The 20,845-nt window shown below is 54.3% G+C and carries 20 protein-coding genes and 4 tRNA genes; 22 read left to right on the top strand and 2 right to left on the bottom strand.

Features of this window, described 5'->3' with window-relative positions; translation table 11 throughout:
* The first annotated feature begins 34 nt into the window (after nucleotides 1–34).
* The 3 genes from KOI40_RS00120 (at nucleotide 35) to KOI40_RS00110 (ending at nucleotide 4,856) form a co-directional block, all read left to right on the top strand.
* On the top strand, nucleotides 35–1,270 hold the full coding sequence (locus tag KOI40_RS00120; RefSeq protein WP_216095406.1) for a hypothetical protein: 1,236 nt from the start codon (nucleotides 35–37) through the stop codon (nucleotides 1,268–1,270).
* A 216-nt stretch (nucleotides 1,271–1,486) separates the two neighbouring features.
* Nucleotides 1,487–3,673 (top strand): TonB-dependent receptor, encoded by a 2,187-nt coding sequence (locus KOI40_RS00115; protein WP_216095405.1) that lies wholly within the window; start codon nucleotides 1,487–1,489, stop codon nucleotides 3,671–3,673.
* A 79-nt stretch (nucleotides 3,674–3,752) separates the two neighbouring features.
* Nucleotides 3,753–4,856: a PepSY-associated TM helix domain-containing protein gene (locus KOI40_RS00110; RefSeq protein ID WP_216095404.1), complete on the top strand. Its 1,104-nt coding sequence runs from the start codon at nucleotides 3,753–3,755 to the stop codon at nucleotides 4,854–4,856.
* A gap of 476 nt (nucleotides 4,857–5,332) precedes the next feature.
* On the opposite strand, the gene KOI40_RS00105 is transcribed toward KOI40_RS00110, so the two are convergent.
* The gene (locus KOI40_RS00105) at nucleotides 5,333–7,099 is read right to left on the bottom strand and encodes a DEAD/DEAH box helicase (RefSeq protein WP_216095403.1); all 1,767 of its coding nucleotides are present in this window, start codon (nucleotides 7,097–7,099) and stop codon (nucleotides 5,333–5,335) included.
* Nucleotides 7,100–7,548: 449 nt separating this feature from the next.
* Between KOI40_RS00105 and KOI40_RS00100 the strand changes: the two genes are divergently transcribed.
* The 3 genes from KOI40_RS00100 (at nucleotide 7,549) to arsJ (ending at nucleotide 10,223) form a co-directional block, all read left to right on the top strand.
* Nucleotides 7,549–7,884 carry an ArsR/SmtB family transcription factor gene (locus KOI40_RS00100; protein WP_233709849.1) on the top strand — a complete coding sequence of 112 codons (336 nt, stop codon included), beginning with the start codon at nucleotides 7,549–7,551 and terminating at the stop codon, nucleotides 7,882–7,884.
* A gap of 90 nt (nucleotides 7,885–7,974) precedes the next feature.
* Nucleotides 7,975–8,979 carry an ArsJ-associated glyceraldehyde-3-phosphate dehydrogenase gene (locus tag KOI40_RS00095; protein ID WP_216095401.1) on the top strand — a complete coding sequence of 335 codons (1,005 nt, stop codon included), beginning with the start codon at nucleotides 7,975–7,977 and terminating at the stop codon, nucleotides 8,977–8,979.
* Complete coding sequence (gene arsJ / locus KOI40_RS00090) at nucleotides 8,976–10,223, top strand: organoarsenical effux MFS transporter ArsJ (protein WP_369413123.1); 1,248 nt, start codon at nucleotides 8,976–8,978, stop codon at nucleotides 10,221–10,223. The genes KOI40_RS00095 and arsJ overlap by 4 nt, the downstream gene beginning before the upstream one ends.
* A 9-nt stretch (nucleotides 10,224–10,232) precedes the next feature.
* Here the strand turns inward: arsJ and KOI40_RS00085 are convergent, their stop codons facing one another.
* Nucleotides 10,233–10,676, bottom strand: coding sequence for a YaiI/YqxD family protein (locus tag KOI40_RS00085; protein WP_216095400.1), 444 nt, complete (start codon nucleotides 10,674–10,676; stop codon nucleotides 10,233–10,235).
* A 299-nt stretch (nucleotides 10,677–10,975) separates the two neighbouring features.
* Here KOI40_RS00085 and rpsF point away from each other — a divergent pair, with 299 nt between their 5' ends.
* The 16 genes from rpsF to KOI40_RS00005 form a co-directional block, all read left to right on the top strand.
* Nucleotides 10,976–11,422 carry a 30S ribosomal protein S6 gene (gene rpsF / locus KOI40_RS00080; RefSeq protein WP_216095399.1) on the top strand — a complete coding sequence of 149 codons (447 nt, stop codon included), beginning with the start codon at nucleotides 10,976–10,978 and terminating at the stop codon, nucleotides 11,420–11,422.
* Between the two features lie 12 nt (nucleotides 11,423–11,434).
* Nucleotides 11,435–11,662 (top strand): 30S ribosomal protein S18, encoded by a 228-nt coding sequence (rpsR, locus tag KOI40_RS00075; protein WP_160968094.1) that lies wholly within the window; start codon nucleotides 11,435–11,437, stop codon nucleotides 11,660–11,662.
* 68 nt (nucleotides 11,663–11,730) lie between these two features.
* Complete coding sequence (locus tag KOI40_RS00070) at nucleotides 11,731–12,591, top strand: hypothetical protein (RefSeq protein ID WP_216095398.1); 861 nt, start codon at nucleotides 11,731–11,733, stop codon at nucleotides 12,589–12,591.
* A 43-nt stretch (nucleotides 12,592–12,634) separates the two neighbouring features.
* Nucleotides 12,635–13,081: a 50S ribosomal protein L9 gene (gene rplI / locus KOI40_RS00065; RefSeq protein ID WP_216095397.1), complete on the top strand. Its 447-nt coding sequence runs from the start codon at nucleotides 12,635–12,637 to the stop codon at nucleotides 13,079–13,081.
* Between the two features lie 372 nt (nucleotides 13,082–13,453).
* On the top strand, nucleotides 13,454–14,848 hold the full coding sequence (gene dnaB / locus KOI40_RS00060) for a replicative DNA helicase (protein WP_216096001.1): 1,395 nt from the start codon (nucleotides 13,454–13,456) through the stop codon (nucleotides 14,846–14,848).
* 81 nt (nucleotides 14,849–14,929) lie between these two features.
* On the top strand, nucleotides 14,930–15,787 hold the full coding sequence (panC, locus tag KOI40_RS00055) for a pantoate--beta-alanine ligase (RefSeq protein WP_216095396.1): 858 nt from the start codon (nucleotides 14,930–14,932) through the stop codon (nucleotides 15,785–15,787).
* A 176-nt stretch (nucleotides 15,788–15,963) separates the two neighbouring features.
* Complete coding sequence (locus KOI40_RS00050; protein WP_216095395.1) at nucleotides 15,964–16,443, top strand: glutathione peroxidase; 480 nt, start codon at nucleotides 15,964–15,966, stop codon at nucleotides 16,441–16,443.
* 86 nt (nucleotides 16,444–16,529) lie between these two features.
* Nucleotides 16,530–16,988 carry a MarR family winged helix-turn-helix transcriptional regulator gene (locus KOI40_RS00045; RefSeq protein WP_369413122.1) on the top strand — a complete coding sequence of 153 codons (459 nt, stop codon included), beginning with the start codon at nucleotides 16,530–16,532 and terminating at the stop codon, nucleotides 16,986–16,988.
* Between the two features lie 25 nt (nucleotides 16,989–17,013).
* Nucleotides 17,014–17,982: a bifunctional biotin--[acetyl-CoA-carboxylase] ligase/biotin operon repressor BirA gene (birA, locus tag KOI40_RS00040; protein WP_216095394.1), complete on the top strand. Its 969-nt coding sequence runs from the start codon at nucleotides 17,014–17,016 to the stop codon at nucleotides 17,980–17,982.
* A complete protein-coding gene (locus tag KOI40_RS00035) occupies nucleotides 17,951–18,796 on the top strand; it encodes a type III pantothenate kinase (RefSeq protein WP_216095393.1) in 846 nt (281 codons plus the stop codon). Before birA ends, KOI40_RS00035 begins: the two co-directional genes overlap by 32 nt.
* 36 nt (nucleotides 18,797–18,832) lie before the next feature.
* Nucleotides 18,833–19,636 carry an SPOR domain-containing protein gene (locus KOI40_RS00030; RefSeq protein WP_216095392.1) on the top strand — a complete coding sequence of 268 codons (804 nt, stop codon included), beginning with the start codon at nucleotides 18,833–18,835 and terminating at the stop codon, nucleotides 19,634–19,636.
* Between the two features lie 70 nt (nucleotides 19,637–19,706).
* Nucleotides 19,707–19,782 (top strand) — tRNA-Thr (locus KOI40_RS00025).
* A 94-nt stretch (nucleotides 19,783–19,876) separates the two neighbouring features.
* Nucleotides 19,877–19,960: transfer RNA gene (locus tag KOI40_RS00020), tRNA-Tyr, on the top strand.
* A 74-nt stretch (nucleotides 19,961–20,034) separates the two neighbouring features.
* Nucleotides 20,035–20,108 (top strand) — tRNA-Gly (locus KOI40_RS00015).
* Between the two features lie 24 nt (nucleotides 20,109–20,132).
* Nucleotides 20,133–20,208 (top strand) — tRNA-Thr (locus KOI40_RS00010).
* 117 nt (nucleotides 20,209–20,325) lie between these two features.
* A partial coding sequence (locus KOI40_RS00005; protein WP_216095391.1) for a GTP-binding protein occupies nucleotides 20,326–20,845 on the top strand: 520 nt, incomplete at its 3' end.

The raw sequence follows: 20,845 nt of genomic DNA, 5'->3' as shown, positions 1-20,845 counted from the left end.
GGTTTTTCAGATTGAGTAACAGAAGGATAAGGATATGTCGCAGCCGTGGTTAAGTCGCAAGGAGTGGTCAAGCCCAACCATAGACAGCCATATGAAATCAGGCCGCTGGGTGATGTGGGTGTTTGCACTGATCTTTGGCGGTGTCAGCAGTGTTGTCCTGATTGCGGGCCATGACGAATTGAGTCGCAAGCTGGCTCGTGGCGACTATCTGGTGCTGCTGGTGTTGCTGTTTCCGTTGGTCAGTGTGTTTTTGCTGGCGCAAGCCATCAAGTTAACGCGTGAGTGGCGGCGTTACGGGGCGACACCGTTTCATATGGATCCCTATCCCGGGGCGATTGGCGGGCAGATGGGCGGTTACGTGGATCTGGGAATCCCGCAGCAGGATGCCGGTGAATTTGAAGCGGCCCTGGTGTTGTTTCGGCGAACCCGCCGGCGCTCGGGCAATGAAACGAAAACCACCGACAGTGTGGTGTGGCAGCGCAAGGTGCCGTTGCACACCGAGGCCTGCCGGGTGCAAAACGCAGAGCGTGGTACCCGCGTGAGAGTGCTGGTGGATGTGCCCGAAGGATTACAGGCTTCACAAGTGCCGGATAACGATTACCACTACTGGCGTCTGTCGATAAAAGCGCTGGATAAGAAGGTTGCCTTCCAGCGTTCCTGGGAACTGCCCATGTTCCCGTCGCAGGCAAAAGCTTCCCGGCCATTGCCTGCGGAGGCACACGCGGCCTTTGAAGATCGGCAACTGAGCGAGCTGGAACACCTGACCGAAATCACCCAGCGACCGGACGGACTGTGGTTGCGATTCACGCCGGGCAATACGCGAAAGCTGCACCTTATTATGACGTTCATGGGGGCCATCTTCTTTTCCATCGGCGCTGGAATGACACAGGTGAGCGATGCCATGGCCTGGATATTTGTACTCGCATTTGGCGGCTTTGGTGTGCTGATGCTGTCGCTGGGCATCTACGGTCTGGGTAAGGAGCTGCGAGTGCGTATCACGCCCAATACCGTGTTGACCAAGCGTTCCTGGTTCGGAATGGCGCTGAGCACCAGCGAACTGGCTCGTTCGGACGTGGAGGGGTTATCGATTCACTCTTCATCCAGCATGAGCAGCGGCGAAGAGGTGGTGCAGTATTACAAATTGAAACTGCGCTTGAAAAGCGGCAGCGAAAAAGCGTTAGGGTTTGGCATTGATGGCTTTGGCAAGGCGGAAAAACTGGCCGAACACTTGTCCCTGTTAACCGGGTTGCCCTATCGCGGGCTTAATTAATCCGGAGTCATTTTCGTGCCGCACTGGTCGGGTTTCTCCAGTGCGGCACGGTTCTCAGAAGTTCTTTTACATTTCCTCAGTTGATCTCTATAATCCGCTTTTTGCGAATCACTATCATTTAGTTTATCTTTGCTGTCTCCGGTCCAGGGAAGGTCGTGAAAGCCCAGAGGGGTTTCATGTGGTGACCTGCATAACTTTGGGAGCTTGGGGAAAATCATGAATAGAGTGTTTAGACGTCAGCCGTTGGTTGTGGCCCTGTTGGCCGCCGGTGCATTGGGTGCAGGGACAGGAGCTGTGTTTGCGCAAGCGACTGGCACCGATGTAAAAGCCGCTAAAGAGAGCCTGGCGACCACCATGACCAACAGCCGTCGCGGTGAAATCAGTGAAGAAGTTGTCGTGACTGCCAGCCGCGTTGAGCGTCCGTTAAGCACCATTCCCAATACCGTGACCCTGATTGATCAGGTCGATCTGACCCAGCAGTTAAGTATTCAGAATGACCTGTCTACGGTTCTGGGTAACCTGATCCCCAGCTTTTCTCCAAGTCGCCAGAAACTCAGTAATGCGGGTGAAAGTCTGCGCGGGCGCAAGCCACTCTACCTGATTGATGGTGTGCCGCAATCCAATCCTTTGCGCAATGGCGGTCGCGATGGCCACACCATTGATCCCCTGATGCTCGAGCGTGTGGAAGTGATCCACGGTGCCAATGCGATACATGGTATGGGTGCCTCTGGGGGGATCATTAACCTGATCACCAAAGAGCCAACCGAAGATCTGCAGCAGGCCATGCGCTTTGAAACCACGATGCAGCCAGAAGACTCCAGTGACAGTTTTGGTTACGGTGCCAGCTACAGTGCCTCGGGTAAAGTCTCTGGTATCGATTTTCTGGGCAGTGTCAGTTATCGCACAACCGGTGTCAGTTACGATGCTGACGGCGAAGTGGTGGGCTTTGATAACACTCAGGGCGATACCATGGACAGCGATACCATCAACGCTTTTATAAAGGTCGGTTACAGTTGGGATGAGCAGCGCATTCAGCTGACGGTCAACAAATATCATCTCGAAGGCAACAACGATTGGTTGCAGGTGAATGGTGATATTGATCAGGGCATTCCAACCTCTTCCATTGAGGCGGATGTGCCTGGTAAAGAGCCTTCCAATGATGTCACGACCATCAATTTGCAGTACAGCAATGAAGACATTCTGGGGCAGAAATTACGAGTTCAAGTATTCAGTCAGGACTTTGAAGGAACCTACGGCGGCACCCCAAGCAGAACCTTTCAGGATCCGTCGATTGCAACGGTCGGCACTCTGTTTGACCAATCTCAGAATAATTCCGAAAAATACGGGATGAAGCTGACTCTGATTGAAGATGATATTGCCGGCCTGCCTGTCAATCTGGTCTACGGTGTGGATGCCTATGAGGATGAAACCTGGCAGGAGCTGATTCTCACCGGCCGTAGCTGGGTTCCGCCTACCGTTTACAAAAATATTGCACCTTATATGCAGGCCGAGTTCACCGGCATTGAAAAGCTGAGTGTAACGGCAGGTCTACGCCGCGAAATTTCCAGACTGGAAGTGGATGACTTTACCACGCTTGCTCACTATGGGAGCCAGTTTGTGGAAGGTGGAGATATCAAGTTCAGTGAAACTCTGGGTAATATCGGGGCGACTTATCAGATCAACGATAATTGGCGTGTTTATGCCAACTACTCCGAAGGCTTTTCCATGCCGGATGTAGGGCGTGTGTTGCGAGGTGTCGATACGCCCAATGAAAGTGTGGAAACCTATCTGGATCTTGAGCCAATCCTGACCGAAAATCAGGAGTTTGGTGTGGACTTTCACAGTGAGCGTTTTACTGCGCAACTGGCTTACTATGCATCTGATTCCGATTTCGGTCAGCGTTTGAGTCGTGGTCCAGACGGTGTTTACTCGGTTAATCGTGAAAAAACCGAGATCGATGGCTTTGAGTTAAGTGCACAGTGGTTTGCCACAGAGTCCGATACACTGGGGCTGCGCTATGCATACACCCAAGGTCGTTACGATTCAGATGACAGTGGCAGTGTTGACAGTGATCTGGATGGCGCTAACATCTCGCCCAACCGAGTGAACCTGAGTTGGGAGCACAGTTGGGGTGAGAGCTTAAGCACCCGGGTGCAGGCGAATGTGATGCTGGATCGTGAGTTTGAAGACGTCAGTGGCACTGAGTATGCCGAGTTTGATGGTTACACCACCATTGACGTGAGTGCTCAGCTGCAGGCTCTGGGCGGCAGCTTTGTGTTGGGCATTCAAAACCTGACGAACGAAGATTATTTCACCTATTACTCACAGACAGTGGGTAACGATGCCCGTAACTTTAAGGGTATCGGTCGCAGCATGAGTTTGAGCTACAACTATCAGTTTTAAAGAAATCGCAAAATAGGGTTCTGCTTCGCACAGGTTGAATGGCGAGGCAGGCTCTTCAGTTGTATCCGGGAGTTTCAGCGTGCGTAGTGCGTTTTTCACCGTCCATAAATACGCAGGTCTGATCTTGGGTTTGCTTCTGGTTGTGATCGGGCTGACCGGCAGTTTGTTGGTGTTCGACCATGCCTTGGATGAATCCCTTACGCCCGAAACCGTTGCGTTTCAGTCAACTGAAGAGCCGGCATCTCTCAGTCAGGTGCTGGCTAACGCCCAGACAGCCGTAACGGGTAACCCGCTACCTCGCCGTCTCTATTTGCCCCGTGGGGAAGGCAGTCCGCATCTGGTGCGCTTTTCCAATCCTGACGAAAATGCAGGCTCTATTGAGGTCAGTGTGTCTCCCACGGATGCTCAGGTCCTTGCGGTCAGAACCTGGGGTGAATACCCCATGACCTGGTTGTACAGTCTGCATTACACCCTGTTATCCGGCGAAACCGGAAAGATCATCGTTGGTCTGATGGGACTTGCGCTGTTGTTCTTTTGTCTCAGTGGTCTTGTGATTTGGTGGCCCCGTAACAATCGCTGGCGCAATGCGTTGACCATACGCCCTGGCAGCAACAGATTCAGGTTTTATTTTGACTTGCACAAGGTGGTGGGAATTTACCTGTTGCCGCTGTTGTTGGTGGTCGGTTTTTCCGGTGTCAGTATGATCTTCCCCAAGCAGGTGGAGCAGCTTGTTGGTCTGGGGCTTCCAATGGAGCCCAAAGTGGCTGTGTCCTCAGGGGAGCAAGATCCGGATATGACGCCTTTGGGCGTTGATCAGATCGTAGACCTTGCCCGTCAAAACTTCCCGCAAGGTGTGCTAAAGCGCATTGATCTGCCCCACAATGACAGTGCTGTTTATCGATTGTCTTTTAATATGCCAGGTGAGCCGTGGAGTAATCATGGCGCCAGTCGAGTATGGCTGGATCAGTACACCGGAGAGGTGCTCGCCAGCCGTATTGTCGGTGAACAGGCCGCAGGCACAACCTTTATGGCGTGGCAGTTCCCGTTGCACAACGCCGATGTTCTTGGCTTGGCGGGACGGTCGCTGTTGGTTATGGTTGGTCTTGCTCCGTTGCTGTTTTTCTACACTGGCGTCTATCTGTGGTGGCGTAAGCGTGGCTTGAAGCAAAAGAAAAAAGCCTGACAGGTCTATTTTTTCGTTTCCTGGCGTTCCGCGCTTTTTGGCAAGACCGTTCACATTTCATTCCAGGTCACCTTTATCAGGTGGCCTGTGGTTTGTCGTCTGAAATTTCACAAATCCTGGCTAAAATTGTCCTTTCTCAAAGTGCAGCTATTACTGTTGAGAGCATTTATAACGGTTTAATCTTTTTGCTGAGCTCTGGCGGAGTCCCAAGCTGAAAGGCAACATTCTTCCGTTCGGTTTGCTATCCGTTTGCCATGGTTTCTGGCTTTGTCATGGCAGTATTGAAGACGGCCATGGTTGCTGTGGGGGTGCCATATTATTTTTTCAGAAGTGGTGGCTGTCCGGGGGGGGGGATTAAGCAGTAGTGGCATCACTACTGAGGGTTTGCCATTGGAATGTTGCCAAAAAAAACGGCCATCAAGTGGCCGTTTTTTCGTTACTACCATTCAAAAAACGAATGGCAAGCTGTGTCTGACTTAGTGCTGGGTTGGACGATTGCCGCCGCGGTGACCGCCTGGCTTCTTGCCGCCACGGGGTGGTCCTTTTTTGAAGGGACGCTTGTTGTGGCCGCGAGATGTGTCTTCTTCAATCTGACCGTCAAAACGGGACAGGTTGATTTGCTGACCGCGAACACGCACTTTCTTCAGATTTTGCAATAACTCATCCGGCATGCCTTTGGGCAGATCCACATAGGTGTGAGTCTCACGAATCTTGATGTGGCCGATGTAGTTACTGTCGATGTCCGCTTCATTGGCAATCGCGCCAACCACGTCGCCGGGCTTGACGTGAAAGTTGTGGCCCACTTCCAGGCGGAAGGTTTCCAGATCCGCATCGTTGGTGCGTTCGCGACGTTTGCGGTCGGGGCGCTCACGACGATCGTCGCGCTCATTGCGCTCGCGACGCACAGGCTTGTCTTCCACAATGTCTTTGGGTTGCAGCAGGGGTTTTTCCAGCTGTGCCAGATACGCCAGAGCTGCAGCGATGTCCAAAGGCTCGGCCTGGGTTTCATCGCTGTAATTCATAATGACTTCGCGGAAAAACGTCAGATCCTGTTCGTCAATGGCAGAAGAAATCTGCTGCTTGAACTGGGTGATACGTTTGTCGGCCACCTGCGCCTTGCTGGGCAATTGCAGCTCTGTGATCGGTGACTTGGTGGTGCGCTCAATGGTGTAGAGCATGCGTTTTTCACGCGGCGCCACAAACAGGATGGCTTTACCAGTGCGGCCGGCACGACCAGTACGACCGATGCGGTGAACATAGGCTTCGGCATCGTAAGGGATGTCGTAGTTGATCACGTGGCTGACGCGGGATACGTCAATACCGCGAGCGGCAACGTCAGTGGCGATGATGATATCCAGCTTGCCGTTTTTCAGGCGCTCAATGGCGCGCTCGCGCAATTGCTGGCTCATGTCACCGTTCAGCGCAGCGGCGGAGTAGCCACGGGCTTCCAGTTTCTCGGCCAGTTCTGCAGTGGCGTTTTTGGTGCGCACAAACATGATGATGGCATCAAAGTCTTCAACTTCCAGAATGCGGGTCAGGGCATCCAGTTTGTTGACGCCACGCACCAGCCAGTAGAGCTGCTCGATGCGCTCAACGGTTTGGGTCTGGGCGGCAATCTTGATGACTTCCGGGTTGGTCAGGTAGGTGTCAGCCACCTTGCGGATTTCTCTCGGCATGGTGGCCGAGAACAGAGCAACCTGACGCTCCTGTGGAGTCTGGTCCAGAATCCAGGTGACGTCATCGATAAAGCCCATGCGCAGCATTTCGTCAGCTTCGTCGAGGACAACGCTTTGCAGGTGATCCAGTTTCAGAGTGCCGCGACGCAGGTGGTCCATAACGCGACCGGGGGTGCCAACAACGACCTGGGCGCCACGCTGCAGTCCGCGGATCTGGCCACGGTAATCAGAACCGCCGTAAATTGGCAGCACGTGAAAGCCTTTAATTTTGGCAGCATAGCTTTGGAAAGCTTCTGCCACCTGAATGGCCAGCTCACGGGTTGGAGCCAGAACCAGTACCTGAGTTTTGTTCAGGTTAGGATCAATGCGGGTCAGCAGTGGCAGGGCAAAGGCGGCGGTTTTACCGGTACCGGTTTGCGCCATACCCAGAATATCCTTGCCTTCGAGAAGGTGAGGGATAGCCTGTGCCTGAATAGGTGAAGGAGTTTCGTAGCCGACGGCTTCGACAGCTTTTAATACAGATTCCGCCAGGCCGAGATCGGCGAAGCGTACGGAGTCATTAGACATGGGTAGACCTTAGGTTAGAGGGGGCAGTGACTGTTAGCCTTAGTGAATCGCCGCAGCATTGCTGCAATAGCGATCTGGGAGTCTCTGCGCTGACCTGTCTGTGACAAGTAACAACACATCTCCCCTCATTCCATAGTCGTGGGCTTCTTTCGATAAAAGAGGCTCTATAAAAAGAGCTGCGGGTTTGTGTCCATCCGCCAAGGATGTCACGAACGGCCCAGAGTAAGGCGCTTAGCCAATGATCCCGTTTACAAGAGGGCGCGAATTATACGCAGATTGCCATAAAATTGGCAGTACTATTTGCGATTAAGGCAAACTGATTTCTAACTTGCTGATTTCGTTGATGTCTTCTCCTTTGAACACCCAGGGAGGTGAAGCAGTGGTTATCAGAGTGACAGGCCGGATGATTGCATATATTTGGCTAAGCAAATATAGTCCCGGTTATGGATATGTCTGATTACGCCAATGTGTTTAAAGCCCTCTCCGAGCCGGTGCGCTTGCGGATTCTGTGCTTGCTGCTGGAAAAAGGGGAGCTGTGTGTCTGCGATATTGTAGACGCATTGTCCGTATCCCAGAGTGTGGTCTCCCGGCACCTTGCGTATTTGCGCAACAGTGGCTTGGTGAGTACCCGTCGTGAGGGGGTTTGGGTCTACTACCAGCTGTTGCAGGACAATGGATTTTCGAAAGGAGTGCTTGCTGTGCTTCGCTCGGAGGTCTCCGGTGCGGCGGAGGTCAGGGAAGATCTGGGTCGTTTGGCCGGGCAGGAAGGGGCCGGTTGCTGTTAAGCGGGTGTTGGCGGTCTCGTAGTTCACAGAGATATATCTCTTTTTGCGTATATACATTTTAACTAGGGGCGGTTTCGCAGGAGGTAAGGTATGACGATCAGGGTGGCGATTAACGGTTTTGGTCGCATGGGGCGGCTGGCGCTGCGAGCAGCCTGGGGTTGGCCGGGTTTTCAGGTGGTGCACATCAATGAAAAGGCCGGTGATGTGGCCACCGCGGCGCACCTGCTGCAATTTGATTCCGTTCATGGACAGTGGCAGCGCGAGATCCATGTCGTGGACGGCGGGTTGAGCATTGATGGGGCCGAGATTTCCTATTCTCAAAATAGCGAGCTGCAACAGACCGATTGGCGCGGCCTGGGTGTGGATCTGGTGGTGGAATGCACCGGAAAATTCAAGAGCCAGGCGCTGCTGGAACCTTATTTTGAGGCGGGCGTTAAAAAAGTGGTTGTCTCGGCTCCGGTCAAAGACGGGACGCTCAATGTGGTGATGGGGGTCAACGATCACCTCTACGACGGCTCTCAAAAAATTGTCACGGCGGCCTCCTGCACCACCAATTGTCTGGCACCCGTGGTTGAGGTGATGCACAAGCAGTTTGGGATTCGTCACGGCTCGATCACCACCATTCACGACATCACCAATACCCAGAGTATTCTCGATGAGTACCACACGGATTTGCGGCGTGCCCGCGCCTGTGGTCAGTCGCTGATTCCCACATCGACGGGGTCGGCGACGGCTATCACGGAAATCTTTCCCGAATTGAAAGGGCGTCTTAACGGTGTTGCGGTGCGGGTGCCGCTGGCCAATGCGTCATTGACTGATTGCGTGTTTGAGCTGGAAAAATCCGTGTCTGTGGATGAGGTCAATCAGGCGCTGAAGTCTGCGGCGGAAGGTTCCCTCGCGGGTGTGCTGGGTTATGAGGAGCGTCCTCTGGTGTCGGTGGATTACACCAACGATACCCGCTCCGGCATTGTGGACGCAGGTTCGACCATGGTCATCAATGGCACACAGGTGAAGCTTCTGGTCTGGTACGACAATGAGATTGGCTATGTGAATCGCATGATGGAGCTGGTGCAAAAGGTGGCCGCGTCTCTGTGAATGCCCTGCTGAAAAAAGTCTCGGATCTGCCGCGGGATGTGGCTCAGTATCTGGTCGTGACGGCCGGTTACTGGGCGTTCACCCTCACCGACGGCGCCTTGCGCATGCTGGTGGTGCTCTATTTTCACGGCCTGGGTTACAGTCCGCTGGAAGTGGCCATGCTGTTTTTGCTCTATGAATTTTTTGGGGTGGTGACCAATCTGTTTGGTGGCTGGCTCGCCGCCAGGGTTGGGCTCAATGTCACCATGCATATCGGCTTGGGCTTGCAGGTGGTGGCATTGGGCATGTTGCTGGTCAGTCCCTCGCTGTTGAGTGTGGTGTACGTGATGGTGGCTCAGGCGCTGTCGGGCATCGCCAAGGATCTCAACAAGATGAGTGCCAAAAGCAGCATCAAGATGCTGTTGCCTGATGATGATGGTGCGCAGAGTGCCCGTCTTTACCGCTGGGTGGCGTTGTTGACCGGTTCCAAGAACAGCCTGAAAGGCATCGGTTTCTTTCTGGGTGCGCTGTTGATGTCCGGTCTGGGTTTTCGTGGTGCCGTGGCGGTGATGGCGGTGGGGTTGCTGGTGGTGCTGATGTTCAGTGTCGCACTGTTGGATCGCCAGCTGGGCAAGACCCGTTTTAAACCGAAATTCAAAGACCTGTTTTCCAAAAGTGCGGCCATTAATAAATTGTCGGCAGCGCGCTTCTTCTTGTTTGGTGCGCGGGACGTCTGGTTCGTGGTGGCGCTGCCGGTATTTTTGCAGGCGCAGCTTGGCTGGTCCCACTTGTCGGTGGGCGCCATGCTGGCGGGGTGGATAATCCTCTATGGATTGGTGCAGGCCCGTGCCCCGGCGATTACCGGCATCAGCCGAGGCAAGATACCCGATGGCGGTACGGCGCTGGAATTGGCGCTGTTGTTGTGTGGTTTGCCGGCGCTGATTGCGCTGGCCATCTGGTGGCAGTGGCAGCCGCAGTGGGTGATCGTGTTCGGGCTGCTGGCTTTTGGCGCCGTGTTTGCGCTTAACTCGGCCGTGCACTCCTATCTGATCGTGGCTTACGCCAAAGAAGACGGGGTGTCACTGGATGTGGGCTTTTACTATATGGCCAATGCCGCCGGGCGTTTGGCGGGTACGGTTCTGTCCGGTGTTGTCTATCAGCTCTGGGGGTTGGAGGTCTGCCTGTTGGTTTCGTCGCTGATGGTGGGTCTGGCAGCCGTATGTTCAATGGGCCTGCCCAGAGCCCAGTCATCCGCTGCTCAGTGAGCCGGCGCCTTATCGTTTGGCCAGCAATCGGTCGAGGGTGTTGGCAAAAGCCTGCCGATCCTGTTGGTTGTATGCTTTGGGGCCGTCCGTGACCTGCCCTGAAGAGCGCATCTCCTCCATAAAATCCCGCATGGCCAGGCGCTGTTTGATGTTTTCGCGGGTGTATTTCTCGCCTCTGGGATTGATGGCCAGGGCGCCTTTTTCAACCACTTCCGCCGCCAGGGGGATGTCGGCAGTAATCACGATGTCGCCCTCGCTGCATTGCTGCACAATATAGTTGTCGGCCACATCGAAGCCGCTGGGTACCTGAACGGTTTTCAGGTGGGGCGAGTTGGGCACGCTGAGGGCCTGGTTGGCCACCAGTGTTGTCGGTATTTGAGCTCTTTGTGCGGCGCGAAACAGGATTTCCTTGACCGGTTTGGGGGTGGCGTCGGCATCGACCCAGATTTTCATGGAGGCGTCTCGGTGGTTAGGGTGAAAATGTCAGGCGGCCTATGATAAGCCCTGAGGCTGTCGCTGGCATCTTTATGTGAGATTTGCAGGTGCTCTGTGGGGTGTCAGGAGGTTGTCGGTGTCCGGATCGGCTACAAAATGCACAAATCCTTGCATTCCCACATTCCCGCCCATAGAATACGCGACCCTAATTATGGCTGAGGGGTCTGTTTCAGAGGTTTGGAGCGGATCATAAAGACTTCAGTCCTCCTTGCCTTACTGGTCCTTGACCGGGAGGCTTTAACCCGTAAGGAGCTAAAATGCGTCATTACGAAATTGTGTTTCTGGTTCATCCGGATCAGAGCGAGCAGGTAGCAGGCATGATCGAGCGTTACTCTGCATCTATCAACGATGCAGGTGGTGCAGTTCACCGTCTGGAAGACTGGGGCCGCCGTCAACTGGCTTACCCAATCAACAAGATCCACAAGGCACACTACATTCTGATGAATGTTGAGTGTACCGAAGAAGTTCTGGAAGAGTTGACTACCAACTTCCGTTACAACGATGCCGTATTGCGTAACCTGGTGGTTCGCATGGACGAGGCTGTAACTGAAGAGTCTCCAATCATGAAAGCGGAAAAAGAGAGCCGCGAGCGCAAGGCGAACCGTCAGGAACGTCAAGAGCGTCGCGAAGAGTCTGCCGACGAGTCTTCTAAAGAAGATAGCTCTGCAGAAGAATCTGCCGCTGATGAAGCTGGCGAAGAGTAAGGAGTCAACACCATGGCACGTTTTTTCCGTCGTCGTAAGTTCTGCCGTTTCACCGCTGAAGGTGTAAAGCAGATCGATTATAAAGACCTGGACACTCTGAAAGCATACGTTTCAGAAACCGGTAAAATTGTACCTAGCCGTATCACAGGTACTAAAGCCAAGTATCAGCGTCAGCTGGCTACCGCTGTTAAGCGCGCCCGCTACCTGGCCTTGTTGCCATACACGGATAGCCACGAGTAAGACAGTCAGTACGGGAATCCGGTAATTTTAGAGATCAGTTTATAGTGCGTGCTCTTGCAGAATTTATCATGCGTGGACGTACGCAGGCGTCAGTGGTAGCTCTTATCGGGAGCTGGTTTCCTCTGATTAGCCCCGCTGCGGTAGCTTTGGTGACATTGCGACGCGGTACAGTAGATGGCCTGGCTGTTCTGCTGTGGGGTGTATTGCCTGCTCTGGTGGCGTTTGCCATCAGTGACATGGGACCACTGATGCCAGTGGTCACTATTGTGGGAATGGTGGTTACGTTGTTGGCCGCCCTGCTGCTGAGAAGCAGTGGTGCCTGGCTCCAGACCCTGATGGGCATGGTAGCCGTCAGTGCGCTGAGCGCGCTGATTATGGGGCAGTTAATTCCCGACCCGGTGCACGGGGTGACGCAAGCGTTAGGTGAGGTGCTGGAGCAGATGCAGGCTCAGGCGCCGGAAGGCACAGTAATTCAGAAGCCTTCCGAAATCTTTGTGATTGGCCTGATCGCGTATGTCATGGCAGTCAGCTCTTTTATGAGTCTGCTGCTCGCACGCTGGTGGCAAGCTTTGCTGTATAACCCGGGTGGGTTGCAGGTAGAGCTGCATCAGTTGCGACTGAAGCCGGTAGCGACATTGTCTTGTGCCGCGGCCATTTTGTATTGCTGGTCGCAGGGTATGGATTATCAGCACTGGGCGGGCCTGTTTGGCTTTCCGTTGCTGGTGGTGGGTGCAACCATTGCCCACAGTGTCGTAAAGACCCGCCAAATGGGCGGACAATGGCTGATCTTGTTTTATATGGTTCTCGTGCTCGCAAGCCCGATCGTATTGACGCTTGCGGTGCTGGATACGTGGATAGACTTTCGTTCGCGCATCGAAGCCAAATCGGGACGTCCCCCAAGCCGGGATGACCGCGATTCGGACGATTAAGCGCGATGCGTGAACACTGAATTTAACTTAGAGGATTAACGAAATGAACGTTATTCTGCTCGAAAAAGTGGGTAAGCTTGGCAACATTGGTGACCAGGTTTCTGTGAAGTCAGGCTTTGGCCGCAACTTCCTGATCCCACAGGGTAAAGCAATTCCTGCAACCGCTGCTAACGTTGCAGATTTCGAAGCTCGTCGTGCCGAGCTGGAAGCTGCTGCAGCTGAGAAGAAGACCGCTGCTGAAGCTCGCGCTGAGAAGCTGGCTGAACTGACTGTAACCATCGCTGCCAACGCTGGCGACGAAGGCAAGCTGTTCGGTTCTCTGGGTGCTCGCGATCTGGCTGCTGCCATCACCAAAGCCGGTGTTGACGTTGCCAAGTCTGAAGTGAAGCTGCCAGAAGGCACTCTGCGTGAAGTTGGCGAGTACGAAATCGACGTACAAGTTCACGCTGAAGTGATTCAGTCTGTGAAGCTGACCGTAGTTGCTGAGTAAGTAGTTGCTGAGTAAATTTTTACTGAGTGATTACAGCCGTTAAAGGCTGTTGCTGTATCGGAGTCTGTCCGGTACGGCAAGTGATTCGGGCGTTATCCTGCCCACTGTCGGAAGACGGTGGTGTTGGGGTGGCGCCCGAGTCGTTTCTACCGCTCTCTTTTGGGGTGGTTTGAGAGAGACTCTATTTTCCTTTCGTCCCCCTTGCTAATCTTTCCTGTGCTATGCAAACTAGCCAATTCAGCATCCTGATACGCCATTCCTATGACTGATCCGCACGCTTACTCTGCCGATTACCCTTCAGACTCGCCGCCCGATTACGGAGACTCTGACTTTTTCGATGGTTCTGCCCCGTCAGCAGCGCAGCGCGACCCCATGCCCCACTCCATTGAGGCTGAGCAAGCTGTTCTCGGTGGCCTGATGCTGGATAACCAGCGCTTTGATGCGGTGGCTGAGGTGATGTCGGAAGAGGACTTCTACCGGGAAAACCATCGCCATATCTTCCAGATGATGGCCAAGCTGCACGATGCCGGTCAGCCGCTGGATATTATTACCCTCTCCGAAGAGTTGAATCGCCATGATCTGCTGGCCCATGTGGGTGGCTTGCCCTATTTGTCGGAGATGGCCAATCACACGCCCAGTGCTGCCAACATTACGGCCTACGCCCAGATCGTGCGCGAGCGGGCAACCCTGCGTCAGCTGATCCATGCGGCCAATGAAATCAGTCGCTCCAGTCAGAATCCGGCGGGTCTTGATTCCGATGACCTGCTGCAGATGGCCGAGCGACGCATGGCGGAAATCGCTGAAGATCGCCCGAAAGAGGGTGGTTTTCAGGATGTGAATGCGCTGCTGAAAACCTCGGTCGAGAAAATCGATCAGCGCTTCCGGTCGGACTCTGCGATTACCGGACTGTCCACCGGCCTGACGGCACTGGATGAGCGTACCTCCGGTTGGCAGCCCGGCGAAATGATCATTCTCGCCGCACGTCCATCCATGGGCAAAACCGCACTGGCTTTGAATTTTGTCGAGGCGGCACTGATGACTCAGGACAAGCCGTCTCTGGTCTTCAGTATGGAAATGCCGGCGGACTCGCTGGTGATGCGGATGCTGTCCTCCATTGGTCGTATCGATGCGGGCAAGTTGCGCGACGGCTCCCTGACGGAAGAGGACTGGCCAAAGCTGTCGGCGGCTGTGGCCAAGATGAAAGACAAGCCCCTGTTTATTGATGACACGCCGGGGCTGACGCCGCAGGAAGTCCGCGCGCGGGTAAAAAGAGTGACCCGTACTTATCAGGCGGAGTTGCAGCAGAAACAACCTCATCTCTCCCTGGAAGAGCTCGAGGAGAAGAGCAAGCCGGCCATGGTGATGCTCGATTACCTGCAGTTGATGCAGGTGGCTGGACGCAGTGAAGGGCGTACCCAGGAGATTTCCGAAATCTCGCGCTCTTTGAAGGCGCTGGCGAAAGAATACGAGTGTCCGGTGATTGCTCTGTCGCAGTTGAATCGCGGGGTGGAGCAACGCCCGAACAAGCGGCCGATGAACTCAGACCTGAGGGAGTCCGGTGCGATCGAGCAGGATGCCGACGTGATCCTGTTCATTTACCGCGATGAGTATTACAACGAGGAGAGTCCCGACAAGGGTGTGGCCGAGTTGATCGTGGGCAAACAGCGTAACGGTGAGGTGGGAACCAGCAAGGCCGCCTTTGTGGGCAAGTTCACCCGCTTTGAAAACCTGGCGCCGGAATACTTTAACCAGGCTGACGATTTCTGATTGGCGTCCTGCCGGCGCGATTGTAAGCGGCTGCACGTTTCACGGTGTGGCCGGCAAAATCATCATTGAGAGAGTTGATCCATGCAAATTTTCCATCACATTGCTTCCCTGCGTGACGCCCTGAAAAAAGAGCGGATGGCCGGCAAGCGCATTGGTTTTGTGCCGACTATGGGCAACCTGCACGATGCCCATATACAGCTGGTTGAGCGAGCCAGGGAAACCAACGACATTGTGGTGTGCTCAATTTTTGTCAACGGGCTGCAGTTTGGTCTGAATGAGGATTGGGATAAGTATCCGCGCACGTTTGAGGGTGACTGCAAGCGCTTGCGCGAAGCCAATTGTGATTATCTGTTTCATCCGGACGATCTGGAAATGTACCCCAATGGCATGGATACCCAGACGCGGGTCATCTGTCCCACCATGACGGATGTGTTGTGTGGTGCCAGTCGTCCAGGGCACTTTGAGGGCGTGACTACCGTGGTTACCAAGCTGTTCAATATTGTGCAGCCAGATGAGGCGGTGTTTGGTCTGAAGGATTATCAGCAGTTGGCGGTCATCCGGCGCATGGTGGAAGATTTGTGCATGCCTGTACAGATTACGGCGGGCGAGATTCACCGGGAGGCGGATGGTCTGGCCATGAGTTCCCGCAACGGCTTTATTACCGATGAAGAGCGTCCGCGGGTCAGCCAGTTGAACAAGAGTCTGAACTGGGTGGCGGATGAAATTCTCGCAGGGCGCCGGGATTTCGAAGTGCTCGAAGACGAAGCCAAAAAGCAGATCGAAGGTGTTGGTTTCCGGGTGGATTACTTCACCATTTCCGACAGCAAAACTTTGGAGGCGGCCGCTGTGGACGACTCCGAGCTGACCATTCTGGGTGCCATGTACACCAGTGGCGCGCGCCTCATTGATAATGTCTCCATTACTCTGGGTGACTCTTAACCCCTCCTGAATTTTCTTGTCGCCTGAAACCGAGGCTTTGGTTTTGGGCGGCAGTTCTGTTTTTCAAGCCTTTCTCTGATTCTGCGCAAGAAAGGCATTGCCCGCGGGCTATTTTTTAGTTATTTTGATTGTGCACAATTAAATTGCATCCACAAAATAGTAGAGCAGGAGTGTTTATGAGTTTCTTAGCGGAGTTTTCGGCCCCGGATCTGGCGGGTGAAGAGCGTTCATTGTCAGGTTATGAGGGCAAGGTGGTTTTGGTGGTGAATACGGCCAGTAAGTGTGGTTTTACGCCCCAGTACAAAGGCTTGGAAGCCTTATATCAGAAATACAAAGACAAGGGGTTGGAGATTTTGGGTTTCCCCTGTAATCAGTTTGGCAAGCAGGAGCCGGGTAGCAGTGAAGAGATTGGTGGTTTTTGTGAGCGTAATTTCGGAGTGACTTTTCCCCTGTTTGCGAAAGTAGAGGTGAACGGTGACAATGCGCACCCACTGTTTAATCATCTCAAGAAGCAGGCTCCCGGTGTGTTTGGAACTGAGTCCATCAAGTGGAACTTCACCAAGTTTCTGGTGGGGCGCGATGGCAAGGTGGTCAAGCGTTTTGCGCCAAAAGACAAGCCTGAAAGCCTGGAGTCTGCCATTGAGGCGCTGTTGTAAAACAGATATGGCGTCTTGATGTGGCTCCGGTTTTGATGGAGGAGCGCCGGAAGCGTGAATAAAGTGTATGAATCAGGAGCACGATTGTGGCCAATGAAGATTTGATCCGCCTTGATGAGCAATTGTGCTTTATGTTGTACGCCGGGTCGCGGGCGATGACTCGCGCCTATCAGCCCATGTTGAAGGATTTGCAGCTGACCTATCCGCAATACCTGGTGTTGATGGTGCTGTGGGAGTGGGCGCACTCATCTCACTCGGAAGCCACCGTCAAAATGCTGGGGGAGCGCTTGCGGCTCGATTCCGGTACGTTGACGCCGTTGTTAAAGCGGTTGGAACAGCAGCATCTGGTGACTCGTACGCGGGATCTCGAGGATGAACGGCGGGTGATGGTGGCGGCGACGGAGGCCGGTTTGGCGCTCGAGAAAAGGGCGGCACAATGGTTGAAACAGGCGAGTGGTCGGCTGGATGCGACAGGTTTGAATGTTGAGCGCTTGCGTCAGGATTTATCGGGGTTGTTGGATGTGCTGTCGCGGCACGCGGGCTAATGTGGACTGATCAAAAGGCTGGAATATGAATTTACAGGCAATATTGGCGCTGATGGCGGATGGCGAGTACCACTCCGGCAAAGATCTCGGCGAGTTGTTGGGGGTCAGTCGAACGGCGGTGTGGAAGCATCTGCAAAAACTCGAGGCCTACGGTATTCCGCTGGAGTCAGTCAAAGGCAAGGGTTACCGCTTGCGCGGTGGTCTGGAGTTGCTGGATGCCGATCGCATTCGGACGGGCCTGTCGCCGGTAGCGGCCGGTTTTCTGTCGGAGCTGGATGTTCGTCAGTCGGTAGATTCTACCAATGTGCAGGCAATGGCTCGCGCTGTTGCTGGCGGTGCGCATGGTTACGTGTGTCTGGCGGAGCATCAGTCGGCGGGCCGTGGTCGTCGTGGTCGTGCCTGGGTGAGCCCCTTTGGCCAGAGTCTTTATTGTTCTGTGGTGGTTGAATTCAGTGGTGGTGCTGCTGCTCTGGAAGGATTGAGTCTGGCGGTTGGGGTGGCGCTGGTGCGCGCGGCCAGGCAATTGGGTGCCGAAGGTGTCGGGTTAAAGTGGCCCAACGATGTGCTGTGGCAAGGGCGCAAGCTGGCAGGTGTGTTGCTGGAAATGACGGGCGATCCTGCGGGTGCCTGTCAGGTGGTGGTCGGTATCGGGTTGAATGTGTCCATGGCGCAGGAGTCTGCTGCTGATATTGATCAACCCTGGGCGGATATGAATCAGGTGTTGCCGGGTGTCTCGCGCAATGAGCTTGCTGCCGTCATGTTGGATCAGTTGTTGCCGGTTCTGGCGACCTATCACCTGGAGGGCTTTGCTGCCTATCGTCGGGAGTGGGAGGCTGCGCATGTGCATGCCGGTTGTGATGTCCGCTTGCTGACAGTCAGTGAAGATATTGCCGGTGTTGCACTGGGTGTGACCGATTCCGGCGCATTGCGTCTGCAAATTGGGGATACTGTTCAGGAATTTAATGGCGGCGAAGTTTCGCTGCGTGGCGTGTGATGGTGGCGGGGTGAGTCATTCAATGGTGCGATTGCAGCTGGATGTTGGCAACACCCGCCTCAAGTGGCGTCTGCTGTCTTTGGAGGCTGACGAGAAGGGCGCTCAGGTGTTAGGGCGTGGCTTTTGTGTGCGGGCGGACTTCGAAACTGAGGCCGCTTTGCTGGCTTCGGTGGTCGAGAGTCTTGGTCGGCTGGATGTCGGTGCTGCGGTAGCGGAGTTGCAGGTGTCCACGGTGGCGGAGGAGTCGTTGTCGGTGGCGATCCGGGATTGGGCGCGTCAGGTTTGGGGGGTGGAGGCCTGCTTTGCGTATGTCACCCGCTCTGCTGCCGGTGTCAGTGTTGGTTATGACAATCCTGATTTGTTGGGGGTTGATCGCTGGCTGGCCGTCCTCGGGGCATCCCGGTATGGCTGTGAAGGTGTGATCGTGGTCGATTGTGGTAGCGCGGTGACGGTGGATGTGTTGTCGGGTAGCAGGCATCGCGGTGGCTACATTGTGCCGGGCTTGCGCTTGATGAATGCGGCTCTGTTTGGTGATACCGCCAGGGTTAAGGTAGTGGCTGACTGGCTTGATTCCGGCGAGCCGGGTTCAAACACCTCTGCGGCCGTGAATTCTGGGTTGCCATTGATGGTGGTCGGGCTGGTGCGTGAGGTGTGGCGACGTCAGTTGCAGGATGGGGGTCGCTGGACGGTGCTGTTGACTGGCGGTGATGCGCCTCTGTTGTCATCCATGCTGGGTGATGATCCGGTTTGTCAGGTGGTGGAAGATTTGGTGCTGGACGGTTTGTTGCTGGCGGATGTCAGGCCTCTTGGGTAATGGAATCCTTGTGGCGAGGGGATTTGGGAAGGAAAGATGAGAGCAATATTTATTACATTGGTAGTGATTAATCTGGTTTTGTTGGCGGTGTTCTGGTTGCGAGCACCTGAGCCTGTGGTGTCGCCATCTGCTGCGCCAGTTGTATCGTCGGAATCCGTTGGCCAATTAACTTTGTTGAGTGAGCTGCCTGATGGCGGGGCATCACTTGGAGCGGCTGGTGGCGGGGCTGCCTTGTCTGGAGGCGGTTCTTCTGATGGCGGCGGTTCAGAGTTGTCTGACGTTCGTCATGAGCTGAGTTCCGAGGTTGAGGTTAATCAATGGGTCGCGTCCCGTGAGGCGGGGGGTGATCGGGATGATGGTCGTGCTGTCTGTACCCTTGTGGGTCCGTTCAAGGAGCGTCTTGCGGCTGAATATTTTGTTGAGCGTCTGGGGGCTTTGGATGTTGTGTCGTCTGTAGAGGTTCTCGAAGTGCCTGGGGATCCGGGTTTTTGGGTATATCAGGCGCCGGAGGTGTCGCGCAAAGCCGCTTTAAGGCGCCTGCATGAATTGCAGGCGAAGGGGATAGACAGTTATGTCATTCCCAAAGGGGATTTGGAGAATGGTATCTCTTTTGGCTTGTTCAGTGATCGCAGTCGGGCGGAAGAGCAGTTGGAGGTGGTTCAGTCCAGTGGTTACCCGGCCAATATTCGCACTGTGCCCCGCTCCTTTGAGGAGGTTTGGGTGTCTATGGTGGGTGGAGAAGCTGAAAAAATAGGCAGTGAGCACTGGTTTGAGCTGCTGAATCGGGAAGAAGATCTGGAGAAACGACAAAATTTCTGTCCAGATGTTGCGTCCGAGTAAAAGTTTCTCTAGAATCGCGCCCTCACTTAAAGCGAGTGCCTATTTAGGTGTCGCAAGTCGGTGAATATGGGCTGGCGTAGCTCAGTTGGTAGAGCAGCTGACTTGTAATCAGCCGGTCGGGGGTTCGACTCCTCTCGCCAGCTCCATTTTTTTTCATCTTGTTGCTGTAACCGTGTGAATTCTCAGGAATTATCGGTTGACAGTTGCCAAGATGAGGCGGAAAATAACGCCTCTTTTTTGGCAGGGGTTCCCGAGTGGCCAAAGGGATCAGACTGTAAATCTGACGCGAAAGCTTCGGTGGTTCGAATCCACCCCCCTGCACCATATTTTCCATCTGAGCAGTTTGCTTGGCTGGTGGCGCGAAAGGCCTGGCTCACAAGAGCTAAAAGGTAAGTTTAGCGGGTATGGTACAATGGTAGAACCTCAGCCTTCCAAGCTGATGATGCGGGTTCGATTCCCGCTACCCGCTCCAGGTTCTGCTTGTATGCAAGAATAAGCTCTTGTAGCTCAGTTGGTAGAGCACACCCTTGGTAAGGGTGAGGTCAGCGGTTCAAATCCGCTCAAGAGCTCCAGTATTTGCGTCGTGAAGAAAGCAAGCTCTTTACGGCGTTTTTGTGTGTTTGGGTGTAATGCTCGCTGCAGTTGGCGGCGACACTCGGCAAGATGTGTAAACTCAGGAGGCCCTCGTAATGGCTAAAGAAGCATTTGAACGTTCAAAACCGCACGTAAACGTGGGCACCATCGGTCACGTTGACCACGGTAAAACTACTCTGACTGCAGCTCTGACTCGCGTATGTGCGGAAGTATGGGGCGGTGCAGCCGTTGCTTTTGACGGTATTGATAACGCTCCCGAAGAGCGTGAGCGCGGTATCACCATCGCAACTTCTCACGTTGAGTACGATTCTCCGAGTCGTCACTACGCGCACGTAGATTGCCCGGGACACGCCGACTACGTTAAGAACATGATTACCGGTGCTGCCCAGATGGACGGCGCTATCCTGGTGTGTGGCGCGACTGATGGCCCAATGCCTCAGACTCGTGAGCACATCCTGCTGTCTCGTCAGGTAGGTGTACCTTACATCGTTGTATTCCTGAACAAAGCTGACCTGCTGGCTGAAGACTGTGGCGGCGTTGACTCAGAAGAGTACGCTGAAATGCTGGAACTGGTAGAGATGGAGCTGCGTGAGCTGCTGGATCAATACGAATTCC

Origin of the sequence: Pseudomaricurvus albidus (genome assembly GCF_018863235.1) — a bacterium.
Taxonomy (GTDB): domain Bacteria; phylum Pseudomonadota; class Gammaproteobacteria; order Pseudomonadales; family Cellvibrionaceae; genus Pseudomaricurvus; species Pseudomaricurvus albidus.
The sequence above is the reverse complement of the archived record's forward strand: the minus strand, read 5'-3'. Positions and strand labels throughout refer to the sequence as shown.

Coding starts and splice junctions, on each gene's coding strand:
- KOI40_RS00105 (WP_216095403.1), bottom strand. CDS start 7,099: ATGTCTAATGACTCCGTACGCTTCGCCGATCTCGGCCTGGCGGAATCT.
- KOI40_RS00100 (WP_233709849.1), top strand. CDS start 7,549: ATGTCTGATTACGCCAATGTGTTTAAAGCCCTCTCCGAGCCGGTGCGC.
- KOI40_RS00095 (WP_216095401.1), top strand. CDS start 7,975: ATGACGATCAGGGTGGCGATTAACGGTTTTGGTCGCATGGGGCGGCTG.
- KOI40_RS00115 (WP_216095405.1), top strand. CDS start 1,487: ATGAATAGAGTGTTTAGACGTCAGCCGTTGGTTGTGGCCCTGTTGGCC.
- KOI40_RS00070 (WP_216095398.1), top strand. CDS start 11,731: ATGCGTGGACGTACGCAGGCGTCAGTGGTAGCTCTTATCGGGAGCTGG.
- KOI40_RS00085 (WP_216095400.1), bottom strand. CDS start 10,676: ATGAAAATCTGGGTCGATGCCGACGCCACCCCCAAACCGGTCAAGGAA.
- birA (WP_216095394.1), top strand. CDS start 17,014: ATGAATTTACAGGCAATATTGGCGCTGATGGCGGATGGCGAGTACCAC.
- KOI40_RS00120 (WP_216095406.1), top strand. CDS start 35: ATGTCGCAGCCGTGGTTAAGTCGCAAGGAGTGGTCAAGCCCAACCATA.
- dnaB (WP_216096001.1), top strand. CDS start 13,454: ATGCCCCACTCCATTGAGGCTGAGCAAGCTGTTCTCGGTGGCCTGATG.
- KOI40_RS00035 (WP_216095393.1), top strand. CDS start 17,951: ATGGCGGCGAAGTTTCGCTGCGTGGCGTGTGATGGTGGCGGGGTGAGT.
- panC (WP_216095396.1), top strand. CDS start 14,930: ATGCAAATTTTCCATCACATTGCTTCCCTGCGTGACGCCCTGAAAAAA.
- KOI40_RS00030 (WP_216095392.1), top strand. CDS start 18,833: ATGAGAGCAATATTTATTACATTGGTAGTGATTAATCTGGTTTTGTTG.
- rpsR (WP_160968094.1), top strand. CDS start 11,435: ATGGCACGTTTTTTCCGTCGTCGTAAGTTCTGCCGTTTCACCGCTGAA.
- KOI40_RS00050 (WP_216095395.1), top strand. CDS start 15,964: ATGAGTTTCTTAGCGGAGTTTTCGGCCCCGGATCTGGCGGGTGAAGAG.
- rplI (WP_216095397.1), top strand. CDS start 12,635: ATGAACGTTATTCTGCTCGAAAAAGTGGGTAAGCTTGGCAACATTGGT.
- rpsF (WP_216095399.1), top strand. CDS start 10,976: ATGCGTCATTACGAAATTGTGTTTCTGGTTCATCCGGATCAGAGCGAG.